This window comes from Dyella jiangningensis (assembly GCF_003264855.1).
In the GTDB taxonomy this organism is placed as follows: Bacteria; Pseudomonadota; Gammaproteobacteria; order Xanthomonadales; family Rhodanobacteraceae; genus Dyella; species Dyella jiangningensis_C.
This window is the reverse complement of record NZ_NFZS01000001.1, coordinates 2,056,198-2,072,633: the sequence shown is the minus strand read 5'-3', so window position 1 is coordinate 2,072,633 and position 16,436 is coordinate 2,056,198. Positions and strand designations below refer to the sequence as shown.

At 65.8% G+C, this 16,436-nt stretch carries 18 protein-coding genes; 1 reads left to right on the top strand and 17 read right to left on the bottom strand.

Annotation, left to right across the window (positions count from 1 at the left end; all coding sequences use genetic code 11):
* Window positions 1-20: 20 nt before the first annotated feature.
* The 11 genes from CA260_RS09290 to CA260_RS09240 form a co-directional block, all read right to left on the bottom strand.
* The gene (locus tag CA260_RS09290; RefSeq protein WP_111982419.1) at window positions 21-752 is read right to left on the bottom strand and encodes a copper homeostasis protein CutC; all 732 of its coding nucleotides are present in this window, start codon (window positions 750-752) and stop codon (window positions 21-23) included.
* Window positions 752-1,771: a N(4)-(beta-N-acetylglucosaminyl)-L-asparaginase gene (locus CA260_RS09285; RefSeq protein ID WP_111982418.1), complete on the bottom strand. Its 1,020-nt coding sequence runs from the start codon at window positions 1,769-1,771 to the stop codon at window positions 752-754. The genes CA260_RS09290 and CA260_RS09285 overlap by 1 nt, the downstream gene beginning before the upstream one ends.
* Window positions 1,772-1,874: 103 nt before the next feature.
* Window positions 1,875-2,081, bottom strand: a complete 207-nt coding sequence (locus tag CA260_RS09280) for a cold-shock protein (protein WP_019465945.1) — start codon at window positions 2,079-2,081, stop codon at window positions 1,875-1,877.
* A gap of 162 nt (window positions 2,082-2,243) precedes the next feature.
* Complete coding sequence (locus tag CA260_RS09275) at window positions 2,244-2,987, bottom strand: S-methyl-5'-thioinosine phosphorylase (RefSeq protein ID WP_111982417.1); 744 nt, start codon at window positions 2,985-2,987, stop codon at window positions 2,244-2,246.
* Between the two features lie 14 nt (window positions 2,988-3,001).
* Window positions 3,002-3,568: an NADPH-dependent FMN reductase gene (locus CA260_RS09270; RefSeq protein WP_111982416.1), complete on the bottom strand. Its 567-nt coding sequence runs from the start codon at window positions 3,566-3,568 to the stop codon at window positions 3,002-3,004.
* 36 nt (window positions 3,569-3,604) lie between these two features.
* Window positions 3,605-4,150 (bottom strand): hypoxanthine-guanine phosphoribosyltransferase, encoded by a 546-nt coding sequence (locus CA260_RS09265; protein ID WP_111982415.1) that lies wholly within the window; start codon window positions 4,148-4,150, stop codon window positions 3,605-3,607.
* Entirely contained in the window at window positions 4,147-5,169 is a 1,023-nt protein-coding gene (gene nagZ, locus CA260_RS09260; RefSeq protein WP_111982414.1) for a beta-N-acetylhexosaminidase, read from the bottom strand. Before nagZ ends, CA260_RS09265 begins: the two co-directional genes overlap by 4 nt.
* Window positions 5,163-5,690, bottom strand: a complete 528-nt coding sequence (locus CA260_RS09255; protein ID WP_111982413.1) for a CYTH domain-containing protein — start codon at window positions 5,688-5,690, stop codon at window positions 5,163-5,165. Before CA260_RS09255 ends, nagZ begins: the two co-directional genes overlap by 7 nt.
* A 15-nt stretch (window positions 5,691-5,705) precedes the next feature.
* Window positions 5,706-7,019: a 23S rRNA (uracil(1939)-C(5))-methyltransferase RlmD gene (rlmD, locus tag CA260_RS09250; RefSeq protein ID WP_111982412.1), complete on the bottom strand. Its 1,314-nt coding sequence runs from the start codon at window positions 7,017-7,019 to the stop codon at window positions 5,706-5,708.
* Between the two features lie 81 nt (window positions 7,020-7,100).
* Window positions 7,101-7,703: a YdbL family protein gene (locus CA260_RS09245; protein WP_111982411.1), complete on the bottom strand. Its 603-nt coding sequence runs from the start codon at window positions 7,701-7,703 to the stop codon at window positions 7,101-7,103.
* Between the two features lie 34 nt (window positions 7,704-7,737).
* Window positions 7,738-9,759 carry a hypothetical protein gene (locus tag CA260_RS09240; protein WP_111982410.1) on the bottom strand — a complete coding sequence of 674 codons (2,022 nt, stop codon included), beginning with the start codon at window positions 9,757-9,759 and terminating at the stop codon, window positions 7,738-7,740.
* Between the two features lie 44 nt (window positions 9,760-9,803).
* Here CA260_RS09240 and CA260_RS09235 point away from each other — a divergent pair, with 44 nt between their 5' ends.
* Window positions 9,804-10,556: a response regulator gene (locus CA260_RS09235; protein ID WP_111982409.1), complete on the top strand. Its 753-nt coding sequence runs from the start codon at window positions 9,804-9,806 to the stop codon at window positions 10,554-10,556.
* 12 nt (window positions 10,557-10,568) lie between these two features.
* Here CA260_RS09235 and recO read toward each other — a convergent pair whose 3' ends face one another.
* The 6 genes from recO to lepA form a co-directional block, all read right to left on the bottom strand.
* Entirely contained in the window at window positions 10,569-11,279 is a 711-nt protein-coding gene (gene recO, locus CA260_RS09230; protein WP_111982408.1) for a DNA repair protein RecO, read from the bottom strand.
* A 44-nt stretch (window positions 11,280-11,323) separates the two neighbouring features.
* Complete coding sequence (gene era, locus CA260_RS09225) at window positions 11,324-12,265, bottom strand: GTPase Era (protein WP_111982407.1); 942 nt, start codon at window positions 12,263-12,265, stop codon at window positions 11,324-11,326.
* 139 nt (window positions 12,266-12,404) lie between these two features.
* Window positions 12,405-13,061, bottom strand: a complete 657-nt coding sequence (gene rnc, locus CA260_RS09220; protein ID WP_111982406.1) for a ribonuclease III — start codon at window positions 13,059-13,061, stop codon at window positions 12,405-12,407.
* Between the two features lie 15 nt (window positions 13,062-13,076).
* Entirely contained in the window at window positions 13,077-13,589 is a 513-nt protein-coding gene (locus tag CA260_RS09215) for a DUF4845 domain-containing protein (RefSeq protein ID WP_238149660.1), read from the bottom strand.
* A 6-nt stretch (window positions 13,590-13,595) separates the two neighbouring features.
* Window positions 13,596-14,498 carry a signal peptidase I gene (lepB, locus tag CA260_RS09210; protein WP_111982404.1) on the bottom strand — a complete coding sequence of 301 codons (903 nt, stop codon included), beginning with the start codon at window positions 14,496-14,498 and terminating at the stop codon, window positions 13,596-13,598.
* Window positions 14,499-14,545: 47 nt separating this feature from the next.
* The gene (gene lepA / locus CA260_RS09205; protein ID WP_111982403.1) at window positions 14,546-16,336 is read right to left on the bottom strand and encodes a translation elongation factor 4; all 1,791 of its coding nucleotides are present in this window, start codon (window positions 16,334-16,336) and stop codon (window positions 14,546-14,548) included.
* Window positions 16,337-16,436 lie beyond the last annotated feature (100 nt).

Genomic DNA, 16,436 nt, shown 5'->3' with positions numbered 1-16,436 from the left:
CACGATCTGCGGCAGCAGGTTCAGGCTGAAGCCCACGCATGCATGAGGGCGCGCACCTGTTCCTCGTCGGTACGGATCTCGCCATCCGCCATGTCCAGCGCGTCGGCAGGCTGATGTGACATCCCCGACGGATGCACACGCTTGGCCGACGCATGCAGTTCCTGCGCCCCGGTCAGCGCCGCGATGCGGGCGATGTTGCCCGGTGTGATGCCGGCGCCCGGCATCACCACCAGGCGTCCGTTCGCCTGCGCCACGCACTCGCGGATACGCTCCGCACCTTCCAGCGCGGAACGCGCACCGCCCGAGGTCAGCACCCGCTCCGCACGCAGGGCGATGATGTCTTCCAGCGCACGCGCCGGATCGCGCACGAGATCGAAGGCGCGATGGAAGGTAATGCCCATGCGCCCCGCCGCGGCGGCCAGCTCGCTGCAGCCATCCATATCCACGTCGCCATCGGCATCCAGCACGCCGAACACGACGCCGTCGCAGCCGAGCGCCGCGCAGGCTTCGATGTCACGACGCATGGTGGCGCGCTCGTGCTCGCTGTAGAGGAAGTCTCCGGCGCGCGGGCGGATCAGCACGTAGAGCGGCAGCCTGACATGTTCACGCACCAGAGCGATCTCGCCATGGGAAGGCGTCAGCCCGCCGAGCTCCAACGCCGTACACAACTCGATACGTCCGGCACCGCCCGCCTGCGCGGCCAGTGCCGAGTCCAGCGAGTTGGCGGCCACCTCGAGCAGGCGCGCCGCCATCAATACACGCTCTTGGAAGGCAGCAGGCCATCCTGTCGCTTCGCATCGCACACGGCGTAGGAGAAGCCCGGCTGGATCGCGAAAGCACCCACCTCGCCATGCTTGTTCATCGCAAGGAAACCGACCTGCAGGTCCTTGGAAGCATTCGGGCGCTTCTTGACGATACGCATGACGGCTTCCTGGCAGGCCTCCTGCGGCGAACGTCCCTGGCGCATCAGCTCGACCACCAGGAAGCTACCGGCGTTGCGGATCACTTCCTCGCCCACGCCTGTCGACGTCGCGCCGCCCACTTCGCCATCCACGTAGAGGCCGGCGCCGATGATCGGGCTGTCGCCCACGCGGCCGCGCATCTTCCAGGCCATGCCGCTGGTGGTGCAGGCACCGGCCAGCCGGCCGCTGGCATCGATGGCCAGCATGCCGATGGTGTCGTGGTTGTCCTTGCCGCCCGGCATGCCGGTCTTGCCGTAATCGCGTACTTCGCTGTTGATCGATGGCTGGTAATGGGCGTTCTTCAGCCACTCCTTCCAGGCCTGTTCCGATTCGGGCGTCAGGAGCTCTTCCTTCTTGAAACCCTGCTCCAGGGCGAACTGCAGCGCGCCATCACCCACCAGCAGCACGTGCGGGGTGCGCTCCATGACCCGTCGCGCCACCTGGATGGGATGGGCGATGTGCTCCAGCGCCGCCACGGCGCCGCAACTGCCATCCGCATCCATGATGCTGGCGTCCAGGGTGACGTGGCCGTCGCGGTCCGGATAGCCTGCGCGCCCCACGCTGTGATTCTTCAGGTCGGCCTCGGGCACCATCGCGCCGGCCTCGACGGCATCCAGCGCATGGCCGCCTTTCGACAGCACCGCCCACGCAGCCTGGTTGGCGGCCACGCCGAAGTCCCAGGTGGAAATGACGCGCGCGCCCGTGGCGCCCTTGGCGTGCAGCGAGGTGCCTGCGTCCGCCTTGCCAGCCAATGCCAGGGCGGAAGCGCCCAGCAGCGAAGCCTTCAGAAAATCTCTACGGTCTGCCATTTCTGCTCCGATCTGTTCGTTGCATAACGCAGAAAGCCCCGCGCCTTTCGACGCGGGGCTCCCTAATCACTGCGATGAGCGGCGCGTTGCCTGCTCGTCGAGATCAACCAGCGATTTCGACGCCCGAAGCCTGGGCGCCCTTCGGACCCGTGGTGACTTCGAACTTCACGCGCTGACCTTCCTGCAGGCTGCGAAAGCCCTTGGCGTTGATCGCCGAAAAGTGGACGAACACGTCCTCCCCACCGTCCTCGGGTGCGATGAAGCCGAAACCCTTGGCATCGTTGAACCACTTGACCGTACCGAAACGCATTGCGTGAACCTCTGAATCATGGACTGGATGCACCACGGTATAGCGCTGAACCACCTTGACCCCTTGGTCCGCCGCCCCTGGCACAGCGGAAGTATCAACATGTTTGATAGCAAAGCGCAATACGGGTATGACTTTGGCACGATCAAAAAGCCGGACGGCTGCTCACCTTTTGAGCAATACCCCGAGGATGCGGGGTACTTCGGCGGTTGCCGCGGCCAGATGGGCGAAGATTTCCTCGATGCTGATCTCGGCCTCGTCGCCGCAACCGGCCGCGAAGTTGGCTACCAGGGCCAGGCACGCGTACTCCAGCTCCAGTTCGCGGGCGAGCACCGCCTCGGGCATGCCGGTCATGCCGACCAGGTCGCAGCCGTCGCGCTTCATGCGGGCGATTTCGGCCCGGGTCTCCAGCCGCGGCCCCTGGGTCGCGCCGTAACAACCGCCATCGATCACCGCCACGCCCGCCGCGGAAGCCGCAGCGATCAGCTCGCGACGCAGCGACTCGGTATAGGGCTCGCTGAAGTCGATATGGCGAACCTCGGCACCTTCCACGTCGCAGAAGCTGGTGTAACGGCCGTGGGTGTAGTCGATGACCTGATCAGGCACCACGATGACCCGTGGCCCCATGTCGCCGCGGATGCCGCCGACGGCATTGACGCCGATGACGCGGTGCGCGCCCAGCGAATGCAGCGCCCACAGGTTCGCCCGATAGTTCACCCGGTGCGGCGGCACGGTATGGCTTTCGCCATGACGGGCCAGGAAAGCCACCCGACGCCCGGCGAAGTCGCCGATCACCACGTCGCCCGAGGCGGTGCCGAAAGGCGTGTCGACGCTGTGGCGGGAGGTGTTCTCCAGCCCCGGGAAGTTGTACAAGCCGCTGCCGCCGATGACGGCCAGATCGATAGTCACGGGTCGTTCCTGTTTCAGATTTGCAGTTCTCTCGCCACGGCGGCCAGCCGGTCGGCGAATCCTTGCAGGTGCCGGCCCAGCGCCTCGCGCGTGCGCTCATCGGCCAGCCTGCCTTCGATGATCTTGGTATGCGCCTGGAACACCAGCACGTCACCTTGCGGCTCGGTACGCGCGCCGGCGCGGCGCAATACCAGCCGCAACTGGTCCTGCGCGCGCACGGTGCCGGTGATGCCCGGGCTGGCGCCGACAATGCACACCATCTTGCCGGTGAGCGCGGCCGCCTGGCGGGACTTGCCGATGCGCGACGCCCAGTCCACGGCATTCTTCAGCACGCCGGTGATGCCGCCGTTGTACTCCGGGCAGGCGACGAGGATGCCGTCCGCATGGTCGATGGCGTCCTTGAAGGCCGCCACCGCCTCGGGGTCGCCCTGCTCTTCCACGTCCTGGTCGAACAACGGCAGATCGTGCAGGCGATGGATCACGATGTTCATGCCGGCCGGCGCCAGGTCCTGCGCGGCATGCAGCAAGGCCGTGTTGAAGGAGGCCTGCCGCAGGCTGCCGGAGATGCCGAGTATGTTCATGTGTCCACTCCTCGCGGTGCGGCCAGCCAGGCCGGCTTACTTCAACGCGTAAATACCCGGCAGGTTGCGGCCCTGCTCGTAGTAGTCCATGCCAAACCCGAACACATAGCGATCCGGCAACTCGACGCCGTTGAAGTCGGCCGCGATGCCGTCGACCAGGCGATCGTGCTGCTTGGTGCACAGGCTGACCACCAGCACGCGGCGCGCGCCGCGGCGCAGGCAGTCGTCGCGCACGGCCTTCAGCGTGTGGCCTTCATCGAGGATGTCGTCCACCAGCAGCACGGTGCGCCCGGAGAGATCCACCGCAGGTTCGCGCAACCAGTGCAGCTCGCTGCCCGAGGTGGCCCCGCGGTAGCGGGTGGCGTGGACGTAGTCGAATTCGACGTCGGTGCGGATCGCGAGCGCCAGATGGCCCGCGAAGATCAGTGCGCCATTCATCACCGTGAGGAACACGGCGCGCTCGCCATCGAGCTCTGCATCGATGCGCCGGCCCATGTCCGCGATGACCGATTCGAGGTCCGCGCGACTGAACAGCAGATCGGCATCAGCGAGGGCTGCCGCCAGTGAAGGAGTGGTCGTCATGCTGCAGAGGATCCTTCCACGGCGTTGAGCGCCGTGACGCGCGCGATGAAACGGTCGCGCTGTGGGTTGTCGAGAAGTCCTTCCCAGGTGGAGGCGACGGCGCCCCGCAGGGCCGCCAGGCGTTCCGGCGCGGCGGCCGCGTGACCCTGCACGGCCGCAATGGCCTCGTCCACCACGTTGGGAAAACAGGCGAGCACCAGATCGCAGCCGGCATCGAGGTGAGCGCGCACGCGCTCGGCCGCGCCACCGGCAGCGCCAGCCGCCGCCATGCTGATGTCGTCGCTGATGACCGCACCGTTGAAGCCCAGCTCGCCGCGCAGGATTTCCCCGATCCAACGCCTGGAGAAGCCGGCCGGCTGCGCGTCGACCTCGGGGTAGATCACATGCGCGATCATCACCGCTTCCGCATGCGCGGCGATGCCTTCGACGAACGGCACCAGGTCGTCACGGCGGATCTCGTCCAGCGGACGCGGATCGATGGCCGCGGCCTTGTGCGTGTCCACCGCGACCGAGCCATGACCCGGGAAATGCTTGAGCACGGCCGCCATGCCGCCCAGATGCATACCGCGCACATAGGCCTGCGTCAGTTCGGCGGCGATGGCCGGATCGGCATGGAAAGCACGTGGACCGATGGCCGCGTTGCCGCGAGCCAGGTCGACCACGGGCGCGAAACTGAAGTCCACGCCGCTGGCGCGCAGTTCGCTGGACATCACCCAGGCGTGCTCTTCGGCGAGCCGGATGGCGTTCTCCGGGTCACGGGCGTATTCGGCGCCAATGGTCGACAGCGGCGGCAGGCGCGTGAATCCCTCGCGGAAGCGCTGCACCGGACCGCCTTCCTGGTCGACGGCAATGAGCATGTCCTCGCCACCGACGTCGCGAATCGCGTCCACCAGCGCCATCAGCTGCTCTCGCGATTCGAAGTTGCGCGCGAACAGGATGACGCCCGACACGCCCGACGCGGTGAGCCACGCATGTTCCGCGGGCGCCAAGGTGGTACCGGCGAGGCCGATCATCAGCATGCGCTGGTTTCTCCTGCGGCCTGTCGCTCCTCCTGGCTCCACTGGCCATAGGGATGCGCGATCAGGTTGACGTTGTAGTAGCGCGCGAGGTGGCTCACTTCACGCCCCAGCCAGGCGGGACGCGGGAAGGCGGCGTCCTGCGAGGGAAGCTCCACCTCGGCGACCACCAGCCCGGCGTTGTCGCCAAAGAACTCATCCACCTCGAATAGCACGCCGTCCACGACGACGTGATGACGGATCTTCTCCAGCACGCCGTCGCACAACGTGGCCAGCATCTGTTCGGCGTCGGCCAGGGGAATCGGGTACTCGTACTCCGCACGCTCGATGCCCAGCTGTGCCGACTTGATGTTCAGCCAGGCGTGCTCGCCGATGCGACGTACCCGCACCGAGGCGAGCGCCATGCCGTCCCGCAACGCCTTCGCGCCGACCAGATAACCCTGGGCAATGCGCTCGCTGCGCGAAGCAGCATCGCGCCAATCGTCGCTACCGAGGAGAAATTTGCGTTCGATCTCAATACCCACGACAGCTCCCGGTTATCACCTTTCGAACAACGCGATCGATTCGACGTGGGCGGTATGCGGGAACATATCCATCACGCCGGCCGCGCTCAAGCGGAAACCATGCTTCTGCACCAGGATGCCCGCGTCGCGCGCCAGCGAGCCGGGATGGCACGACACGTAGACGATACGCTTCGTTTCCTTGTGCGGCAGGTATTCCAGCACCTTGTCCGCACCGGCGCGCGGCGGGTCGAGCAACAGCGTGTCCCAGGGCTGGCGGGCCCAATGGGCCTGGCGCTGGTCCTCGAACAGGTTGGCCACCTCGAAGCGGGCATGCGTGATGCCGTTGCGTGCCGCGTTTTCGGCGGCGCGCTCCACCAGGCCATGCTCGCCTTCCACGCCCACCACTTCGGCCACGCGCCGCGCGATCGGCAAGGTGAAATTGCCCAGGCCGCAGAACAGGTCCAGCACGCGATCGCCGGGCTGCGGGTCAAGCAGCTCCATCGCGCGAGCCATCATGCGCTGGTTCATGCCGGCATTGACCTGCACGAAGTCGAGCGGCCGGAATTCCAGCTCCACGTCGTCGTACGCCGCGTCGCCACTCGGAATGCGGAAGGCCAGCCGCGGATGCTCGGGCCACAGCGGATGCACGCTGCTGACACTGCCGGGCTGCAGGTAGATCGCAAAGCCGTGTTCCTTGCCGAACGCGATCAATGCGTCGCGATCGCGTTCGCTCAACGGCGACATGTGGCGGAACACCAGCGCCACGACATCGTCGCCCGCAGCGAACTCGATCTGGGGGATGTCGCTCGCCGCATCCATGCCGCTGATCAACTCGGCCAGCAGCCCGATCTTGGGACCGATGGCCGGGTGCACCACTTCGCACTGGCTGATGTCGGCGACGAAGCGCGGATTGCTCTCTTCGCGAAAGCCGACCAGCACGCGTCCCTTCTTCGCCACCGAGCGTACCGAGAGGCGGCCCTTGCGGCGATAACCCCAGGGCTCGTCGGTGAGCGGCGGCAGCCACAGCGCGGGCTCGACCTTGCCGATGCGCTCGAAGTTGTCCTTCAGCACGCGCTGCTTCACTTCGATCTGCGATGCGGCATCCAGGTGCTGCAGCGAGCAACCGCCGCACTGGCCGAAGTGGCGGCAACGCGGCTCCACGCGATGCGGCGAGCGGGTGAGCAGCTCCACCACTTCCGCCTCGTCGTAGTGGCGATGACGCTTGCGGATGCGCAGCTTCACCTCCTCGCCCAGCAGCGCCCCGCTGACGAAGACGGCCTTGCCGTCGATGCGGGCGACGCCCTTGCCGTCGTGGCTGAGGTCGGTGATGGTGGCTTGAAGTTCATTCATGGGTACGGCGGCTTCCAGAAACGCGCGCGCCCGAGTCAGGTGACCCGGGCGCGGCAGTCGGGCAAAGAAAGGGCGAACGGCTTACTTCTGCTTCCAGGCGCCCGAAGGGTCTTGATAATACCAGCCCGCACGGGCCCGCTCGATCCAGCCCTTGGCGAACGTGGCGCGGATCTGTGATTCCCACTCCGGATGGTTGTTGGCGTTGGCTACCTCGCGATAGAGCGCCTCGCGGTCGCGGTTCTCGTCGGCTACCGCGGCATTCACGCCGGCGCGCTGGTCCAGCGGCACCTTGGCGGCGTCACGCACGGCCACCAGGCCATCGCGGGTGAACCCGACGGCACCGCTGTTGAACAGCGGCGCGAGCGTGCTGCGGAAGCGCTCCTGCATGCGACCGTGGATCGCCTCGGTGGTGGCCGTCTGGATGCGGATGTTGGGCGTATCCGCCGCATAGGCCGCCGGGATCAGCAGGTCCAGCAGCATGGCGGACGGCTGGCCGTCCTTCTTCGCGGGCGGCGACGGTTCGTTGTCCTTCGAAGCGGGTGCCGGCGCGCTGTCGATCACCGTGCCGATGAACTGGTCGGCGGCCTTCTGTGCGGCTGCCTCGGGGAAATACACGTTGATGGTGACGCACCCCACCAGCGCGACCACCAGCATGGTCAGCAATCCATAGACGAGCTTGCGCATGTTCGACTCCTTGGGGTGTGGGGATGCAGGATGCTCAGTGGACTTCCGGTCCGTTGCCTTCGATGGCGCTCTTGAGGCGGCGTACCAGGGTGGGCCAGTCCACCTGGGTCTGATGCCCGATCACCTGCAGGCGCGGCAAGCCACTGCCTTCGACAATAGTGTAGCCGTCCGCTTCATTTTCCAGGCCGCTCATGTGGCACACGGAGGCCTGCAAGGTGCAGTTCAATCCGATGCGCTTGTAGCCAAAGGTCTTGAACAGCTTCAGCACCGCGCCCTGCAGGCCAGCGGCCATGCCACCGCCACCGACGGTGGTGAGGTTGTTCACCGCGCGCTGGCTGATGCGTCCACCGCTGCCGGCCAGCAGGCTGGCCTTGAAGGCCACGGGATTCCAGTTCACCAGCCGCAGCTCATCGATCGAGCCGTCCATGCGGCCCGTGATGCTGCCGAAGTCGAACACGCTGGTCATCGCCGCGAGATCCAGCTGCCTCAGCTGCACGTCGGCGGACAGCACCGGGCTCGGGCTGAACGGTCCCTGCAGCGACAAGCTCGTGATGTCGACGAAGCCATCGAACACATTGACCGAGAGGCCGCCGTCGAACTCGAAGCGGTCGTCGACCCAACGCAACGCGGGAATGGCGCCTGCCAACGTTCCCTGGAATTCGGGCCAGCCCATCGCCCGCGAGAATGCAGCCATGTCGACGCCGGTGAAGGTCATCGAGGTCGCCAAGCGACGCCCCTTGGCGGCCGCCGGGCGCCAATCGAAGTCGCCGACGCGGGCATGTCCGTTGAACACCGGCACTTCCAGCGGACGTTGCAAACTCAACGTCCCGTCGCGGCTCTGCCAACGCGACTGCGCCGCGCCGTTGGCGATGCGATAGAGCTGGAGATCCTGCCAGGCCAGCGTGGTTGCCGGGCGATCGCCATCCACGGCCCAGTCCAATCCGCCGCGCAGCCCCTTGACGGACAAATGACCCGTTCCATCGGCGATGTCCATGCCTTCGGTTGCGAACGAGAAGCTGCGCAGGCCATTGCTTCCGATGTCCATCGATCCATTGAGCTGGCCATCGATATGCATGTCGCGGATGCCGAGCGTGGCGAGCCAGGCTTGTCCGTAGCGCTGGTAGGCCGCCGGGAAATGCGACTGCAGGCGGTCCAGCTTCAGCCGCTGGAGGTCGCCTTTGGCGTTGAACGCCATGGCGCCGTCCAGCTGCAGCGCGTCGGCATCCGACACACGCAGGCGCGTCAGATCAATGGCGCCGTTCTGGGTCGCCGCGGACAGACTCAGCTGCACGGAATGCTCGGGCAGGCGGGCGAAGATCGGACCAAGCAGCAACTCGCCACCGCGCAGGCTGCTGTCCAGGTCGATGCGTGAGGGCGTACCCGTGCTGTCGATGTTCAGCCGTCCGTTGCCACTGACGCCCTGCCCGGCCAGCGTCCCGCTCGGCGTATCGAAGCCGGCACCGCTCAAGGCGAACTGGCCCGAGGCCTGGATGCCCTTGTCGGCCATGTCCAGGGCAATATCGGCGTCCAGCTTGCCGGCGGTGGCCCGGCCCGACCACACCGTGCTCAACACACCCTGCAGCCAGACCGCCGGAACGCCCTTGAGGCTGATCTGCGCGTGGGTCGGCTGATCCAAGGGCAACGCGGTGGTGGCCTGGGCCTGCCCCTGGCTGATGTTGATCTCCAGCGTATTGGCCGCCTCGTCGATGATCATGCCGACGCTGGCATTGCCCAGCGCCCCGCCGGGAGCGCCGGCCAGCTGCATGGTGCCGTTGAACAGCCAGCGCATGTGCGTGTCGCGCTGCAACGTACCCTGGAGGTCCACGCCGACCCGCTTCCAGCCCATGGCGGGAAGTTCGGTCTTCGCCGAGCGCAGGCTGAGCTTCAGCCCGCCCTGGCCATCCTCGCCCAGCTGGGCCTGCACGTCCTGCATCTTCAGGCCGGGCACGCTGAAGGCCTTGGCGCCCAGCGCCACGTCCGCGCGCGCGGACGGCGCCAGTCCAACCCCAAGCAGGACGGCGAGAATGAGCAGCAGGTGACTTGATGTGAAGCGCATGACGCGCCATTCTGCCAAAATCAGCTGAACGACACGGACTAGTCATGTTCAACACGCTTTCCAGCGATCCTTCGCGCGCGCGTCGTGCCCCGGAAACCGTCCGCGCCCTGGTGGCCGACGACGATGCCACCAGTCGCCTTTTCCTGGTCGAGGCCCTGCGCAGCCTTGGCCTGGATGCCCAGGCCTGTCACGACGGCGCCGCCGCCATCGCACTGGCGCACGACGAAGCGTTCGACCTGCTTCTGTTGGATTGCCGCATGCCCGGCGCCGGTGCCGAGGAAGTGCTTGCCGCGCTGCGGCAGGATCCCCAGGCGCGCTCCAGTGATTGCACGGCCGTGGCGACCAGCGCCGAGATGGACACCACCGAGCGCGAGCGCCTGCTTTCGGCCGAATTCAGCGAAGTGCTGCAGAAACCCTGCAACGTCGCCGACCTCAGGCGCATCCTGACCCTGGTGCAGGCGGGCACGACCAGCCAGCCTTTGCTGGATGACTCCCAGGCCATCGCCACCATGGGCGACGCCGAAGTGGTGAAAGCCATGCGCACCTTGCTGCGCGCCGAGCTGGTCGGCCTCTACCAGGACATGGACGTGCTTCGCGACGACCCGGGCTCGCTGGCCGAACGGCTGCATCGACTGCGTTCGTCCTGCGGCTTCTGCGGCGCCTCGGCGCTTGCCACCCAGGCCATGCTGCTGCAGCGCCACCTGAAGCTGGGCCACACCGGTTCGCTGGCTCCCCTGTCTCGCTTCCGCAAGGCCCTAATGGCGACCATCGAAGCACTCGGAACGGAAGTGGCCTGAGGGCCCGGCTTGTCAGCGCCGCGACATCGCGGCGCCGAGCACGTGCCAGGCATGCAATTCGGCGCCACCCAGATGAAAGCGGATGACGTCGCGCATCATCACGCGCAGCGCCGACAACCCTGCCGTATCCGGCATGCGGTCCCCGGCCAAGGCCAGCAGGTCGCGCCCACGCAGCGCATGCGCAGTGCCTGATCGGCAAGGCGAAGGCCCCATGTCGGCGTGATAGCGATAGAGCTGCGCATCCTCTACCGGCTCGCCCGATTCCGCCTCGTATTCCAGCTGCAGCGCATAACCCACCGCCTCCAGCAGGTCCCGCTCGAAACGGCGCAGCGTCCACGCCAACGGTTCGGCGTCCGCCAGCCGCCGCAAGGTCCGGGCATACGCTTCGTACAATTCGGGATGGGGATCCTGACGTCCGGTCAGCCTGACCACCAACTCGTTGAGGTACAGGCCCGCCAGACCCGCCTCGCCAGACAGGCGCTGCGGTGCGCCGATGCCTTCCACGCCGGTCAGGGTGGCCAGTTCGCCCCTCGCCATGAGATCGAGCGACAACGGCTGGAAGGGTTCAAGCTGCGCGCGCTGCAGTCGCGCCTTTTCGCCGCGCACGCCGCGCGCGACCACGCCGATGCGCCCATGGTCGCGCGTCAGGCACTCGAGCAGCAGCGATGTCTCGCGATAGGGCCGCGAGTGCAAAACGTACGAGGGTTGCTGCTCGATACGCATCGGGCGATCGGATCAAGGTGGAGAGAACGAAGGCCGGATGGCGTTCAATCGGTGTAACCGAACTTCTTCAGCATGGTTTCGTCGTCGACCCAGCCTTCGCGCACCTTCACCCACAGCCGCAGGAAGACTTTGCGTTCGAAAGCACGCTCCATGTGGCGCCGCGCCCCGCTGCCGATGGCCTTGAGTTGTGCGCCGCCATTGCCGATCACGATCGCCTTCTGCCCCTCGCGCTCGACCCAGATCACGGCGTGGATTTCCGCCACGCCGTCGGGTCGATCCTTGAACTGCTCGATCTCCACCGTGGTGGCGTACGGCAGTTCCTGGTCGAGACGCAGCATCAATTGTTCGCGCACCATTTCCGCCGCGAGAAAGCGCTCGCTGCGGTCGGTGATTTCATCCTCGCCGTAAACCGGGGGCTGCACGGGCAGGCGCTTGAGGATGCCCCGCTCCAGTTCCTTCAGCCCCTTTTCCTTGAGCGCACTGGCGTAATACACGTCGTCGAAACTGTGGCGCGTCATCAACTCGGCCACGAATGGCAGCATGGTCGACTTTTCCTTGGCCAGGTCGACCTTGTTGATGACCAGCAGGCGCGGGACCTTCTGCTCCACCAGCGCCTCGTAAAGCGCCTCGTCCTCATCCGTCCAGCGACCGGCCTCGATCACCTGCACGACCACATCGACCTCGCTGATCGCCGAGCGCGCCGCCCGGTTGAGGCTGCGATTCATCGCACGCTTGGCGCCACGGTGCAGCCCCGGAGTATCGACATACATGATCTGGCCGGCATCGCTGGTGGCGATACCCAGGATGCGATGGCGCGTGGTCTGCGGCCGCGGGCTCACGATCGACAGGCGAAAACCGATCAGCGCATTGAGCAGCGTCGACTTGCCCACGTTGGGGCGTCCGGCCAAGGCGACCGTGCCGCAGCGGAAGTCGTCATGGGGCAATTCGGCGGGCGCGCCGAGATCGAGGTCGTCGTTGTCGTTCATGCTGAAAGCCTGTATCGGATATGCGCTCGGCCGGCTCGAACCGGCGTGCCCGCGCGGGGGACGGTGGAAAGTGTAAGTCGTCGGCGGCGAAAGCGGCGTCATGCCTTCACGCCAGGCCGGAATCAGACCACGGCCAGTGTCAGTCCTGCAGGTCCTGCAACTGGCGCAGCACGGTCTCCGCGGCCTCCTGCTCGGCCGCCCGCCGACTGCTGCCGCGCCCCTCGGCGCGGATGGGCATGGGATCGGTGATCTCGCAGGTCACATCGAAGGTCTTGGCGTGATCCTCGCCATGGCTGTCGACCAGCTCATACTGGGGCAGCGGCCAGCCACGGCCCTGCAGCAGCTCCTGCAGGCGCGTCTTGGCATCCTTCGACGATCGCGGAATGGCGGCCACCAACGGCTCGAACAGCGACCGCACCACGGCCCGGCACTCGGCGAAGCCGGCATCGAGGTAGACCGCCGCCACCAACGCCTCGAACGCGTCGGCGAGAATGGAATCACGCCGGAAGCCGCCGCTCTTGAGCTCGCCCGAGCCCAACTTCAGTTCGTCGCCCAGCTCCAGCTCGCGCGCGATGACGGCGAGCGCCTGGCCGTTGACCAGCTGCGCGCGCAAGCGCGAGAGCTCGCCCTCGCTCGCATGGGGATGAGCCTCGTACAGCAACTCGGCGACGACCACGCCCAGCAAGGCATCGCCGAGGAACTCCAGCCGCTCGTTGTTCGGCTTGCCCGCGCTGCGGTGGGTCAGCGCCAACTGCGCCAGCGCGGGATCACGGAAACGGTAAGCGAGTCGGGTCAAATCCTGGGCCTGCGATCAGCCACCGACATTGCCCTGCAGCATCACGCTCTTTTCGAAATGCAGCAGGAAGTCGATGTTGTACAAGAAGGCAACGCGCTTGTCGTAGGAGATGTTCAGCTCCGCGCCATTGCCGCTACGTTTGAGGGTGATGTCCTTGGGCTTGATGGTGGCATTGTCCACATACTGGACATCCATCTTGAACAGCAGGTCGCGACGCAGGTCGTCCAGCGTCTTGCCTTCCACACCGCCGGAAGCCACTTGGCTCATGGCCTTGCTGACGCCCAGGAACTCAATATAGGAAGGCACCAGCTTCATCGCCATATAGCCGAAGAAAGCCGCAATGGCCAAGACAAACAAGAACCCGATCAGGGTGATGCCCGACTGCTTCGATTTCATAGTCCCCTCGCTATGCCGTTCTGCCGCGAAACTCTGGTTGATGCGCAACCGCCCTGACTGGCGCAGCGCCGCGCGGCCATTGTCGCCGCAACGGACTGCCGCCGTCACTCGGCTGCGGTCAACGCGCGTCACGCTTTTTCAATGTATGACCGTGCCCATGCGGTGGAAGGCCACGCCCGAACCGGTCCAGCTTAGCCAGATCAGGAAGGCCTTGCCCGCCAGGTTCTGCTCCGGCAGGCAGCCCCACCAGCGGCTGTCGGTGCTGTTGTAACGGTTGTCACCCATCGCCAGATAGCAGCCTTGCGGCACTACCAGCGGCACACGGGCGTTGGGCAGCGGAGGGGGAATGGCGTAGTTGGGCATGCGCGCGGCCAAGTGATTGACCATGCCACCCTGGCCATTCGGCAGGTGTTCGTTCCACACGGTGGCGCCCATTTCGAGCATGAGGCGCGATTCCGGTCGCTTGGGGTCGCCCTCGTACGGCCCGATCAAGTCGGCGGCCACCGGCTCGCCATTGACGATCAGCTGATCGCCACGCATTTCGACGCGGTCGCCGGGCATGCCGATGATGCGCTTGATCCAGTTCTGGCTGGGCACCGGTGCGTGCGGATCGGCACAGCTCTGGTCGCCACTGCGCACCAGCTTGCCGCCGTCCTCGCACAGGTAACCGGGGAAGCGGAACACCACCACGTCGCCGCGCTTGGGCTCGCCCAGACTCACGAACTTGTTGTTGAAGGCCGGCATGCGCAAGCCGTAGGCAAACTTGTTGACGAGGATGAAGTCGCCCACGTCGAGCGTCGGCATCATCGAGCCGGAGGGGATGCGAAACGGCTCGGCCACGAACGAACGCAGCAGCAGGACCACCAGCACGACCGGGAACAGCGAACGCGACCAATCCACGATCACCGGCTCACGCACCGCGCCACCGGCGGCGTCAGCCTTGGCCTTGCGCGATCCGTAGAAGAACAGGCGGTCGAGGCCCCACACCACGCCGAACAGCACGGTGAGGCCAAGCAGAATCGCCGAAAAATCGAAATCCATGCCCTACTCCAAAGGTTGGCCGGCGCGTCGGCACCGGATCCGCAGTTTTATTTATCCACCTTCAATACGGCAAGGAAGGCTTCCTGTGGAATTTCCACGCGGCCCACCTGCTTCATGCGCTTCTTGCCTTCCTTCTGCTTCTCGAGAAGCTTCTTCTTGCGGCTGACGTCACCGCCATAGCACTTCGCCAGCACGTTCTTTCGCAGCGCTTTCACCGTGGACCGGGCGACGATCTGCGCACCGATCGCTGCCTGGATCGCCACGTCGAACTGCTGGCGCGGGATCAGATCCTTCATGCGCTCGACCAAGTCACGGCCGCGACGCTCGGCATGGATGCGATGCACGATCAGGCTCAACGCATCGACGCGATCGCCATTGATCAGCACGTCCACGCGCACGAACGGGCCGGCTTCGAAACGCTCGAAGTGGTAGTCCATCGAAGCGTAGCCGCGCGACACCGACTTCAGGCGATCGAAGAAATCCAGCACCACTTCGGCCAGCGGCATCTCGTACGTGATCTGCACCTGCGTGGCGAGGTACTGGATCGAACGCTGCACGCCGCGCTTTTCTTCGCACAACGTGATGATGTTGCCGATGTAGTCGGCCGGCGTGAGGATGTTGGCCACGATGATGGGTTCGCGAATCTCCGAGATCAGGTTCGCCGCCGGCAGCTTGGCCGGGTTGTCCAGCATCAAGATCGAGCCGTCGCTTCTCACCACCTCGTAGACCACCGTCGGGGCCGTGGTGATCAGGTCGAGGTCGTACTCGCGTTCCAGGCGTTCCTGCACGATTTCCATGTGCAGCATGCCAAGGAAGCCGCAGCGGAAACCGAAGCCCATGGCCTCGGAGCTTTCCGGCTCGAAGAACAGCGCCGCATCGTTCAGGCGCAGCTTGTCGAGCGCTTCGCGCAGGGCCGGGTAATCGTCGGCAGACACCGGGAACAGGCCCGCGAACACGCGCGGCTGCATGGTCTGGAAGCCCGACAACGGCTTGTCGGCGGGCTTGCCGGCGAGCGTCAGCGTGTCGCCCACCGGCGCGCCGTGCACGTCCTTGATGGATGCGGTGATCCAGCCCACTTCGCCTGGCGACAGCTTGTCGAGCTTCTTGCGCTTGGGCGTGAACACGCCCACTTCGCTCACTTCGTGTGCACGGCCGGTCGACATCACCAGCAGCTTGTCGCCCGGCTTGATCTCGCCTTGCACCACGCGCACCAGCGACACCACGCCAAGGTAGTTGTCGAACCACGAATCGATGATCAGCGCCTGCAGGCGATCGGTATCGCCCACCTTCGGCGGCGGGATGCGCGCCACGATGGCTTCCAGCACCTCGATCACGTTCTGGCCGGTCTTGGCGCTTACCGCCACGGCGTCGTCCGCGTCGATACCGATGACCGCCTCGATCTCGCCTTTCACCTTTTCCGGGTCGGCGGTCGGCAGGTCGATCTTGTTGAGCACGGGCACCACTTCCAGGCCCATTTCCACGGCCGTGTAGCAGTTGGCCACCGACTGGGCTTCCACGCCCTGCGCCGCATCCACGACCAATAGTGCGCCTTCGCAGGCGGCCAGCGAACGGCTGACTTCATAGGAGAAGTCAACGTGACCCGGGGTGTCGATGAAGTTCAGCTGATAGGTCTTGCCGTCGCGCGCCTTGTACGGCAGCGACACGGATTGGGCTTTGATGGTGATGCCGCGCTCGCGCTCGATCGGATTGTTGTCGAGCACCTGCGCCTCCATCTCGCGCTCGGTCAAGCCGCCGCAGATCTGGATGATGCGATCGGCAAGTGTCGACTTGCCGTGATCGATGTGGGCGATGATGGAGAAGTTTCGGATCAGTTCCATGGAACACGCTGGCTGCGTTCACCGCCCGGCGCGGCGCGCGGGCAGCGTATCGCCGGGATGACGATACGAACCCGGCATTATCGCATGGAACGGTTGCAGG

Excerpts from the sequence above, each read along its gene's own strand:
- CA260_RS09290 (WP_111982419.1), bottom strand. The coding sequence starts at position 752 with ATGGCGGCGCGCCTGCTCGAGGTGGCCGCCAACTCGCTGGACTCGGCA.
- CA260_RS09285 (WP_111982418.1), bottom strand. The coding sequence starts at position 1,771 with ATGGCAGACCGTAGAGATTTTCTGAAGGCTTCGCTGCTGGGCGCTTCC.
- CA260_RS09280 (WP_019465945.1), bottom strand. The coding sequence starts at position 2,081 with ATGCGTTTCGGTACGGTCAAGTGGTTCAACGATGCCAAGGGTTTCGGC.
- CA260_RS09270 (WP_111982416.1), bottom strand. The coding sequence starts at position 3,568 with ATGAACATACTCGGCATCTCCGGCAGCCTGCGGCAGGCCTCCTTCAAC.
- CA260_RS09265 (WP_111982415.1), bottom strand. The coding sequence starts at position 4,150 with ATGACGACCACTCCTTCACTGGCGGCAGCCCTCGCTGATGCCGATCTG.
- nagZ (WP_111982414.1), bottom strand. The coding sequence starts at position 5,169 with ATGCTGATGATCGGCCTCGCCGGTACCACCTTGGCGCCCGCGGAACAT.
- rlmD (WP_111982412.1), bottom strand. The coding sequence starts at position 7,019 with ATGAATGAACTTCAAGCCACCATCACCGACCTCAGCCACGACGGCAAG.
- CA260_RS09245 (WP_111982411.1), bottom strand. The coding sequence starts at position 7,703 with ATGCGCAAGCTCGTCTATGGATTGCTGACCATGCTGGTGGTCGCGCTG.
- CA260_RS09240 (WP_111982410.1), bottom strand. The coding sequence starts at position 9,759 with ATGCGCTTCACATCAAGTCACCTGCTGCTCATTCTCGCCGTCCTGCTT.
- CA260_RS09235 (WP_111982409.1), top strand. The coding sequence starts at position 9,804 with ATGTTCAACACGCTTTCCAGCGATCCTTCGCGCGCGCGTCGTGCCCCG.
- recO (WP_111982408.1), bottom strand. The coding sequence starts at position 11,279 with ATGCGTATCGAGCAGCAACCCTCGTACGTTTTGCACTCGCGGCCCTAT.
- era (WP_111982407.1), bottom strand. The coding sequence starts at position 12,265 with ATGAACGACAACGACGACCTCGATCTCGGCGCGCCCGCCGAATTGCCC.
- lepB (WP_111982404.1), bottom strand. The coding sequence starts at position 14,498 with ATGGATTTCGATTTTTCGGCGATTCTGCTTGGCCTCACCGTGCTGTTC.
- lepA (WP_111982403.1), bottom strand. The coding sequence starts at position 16,336 with ATGGAACTGATCCGAAACTTCTCCATCATCGCCCACATCGATCACGGC.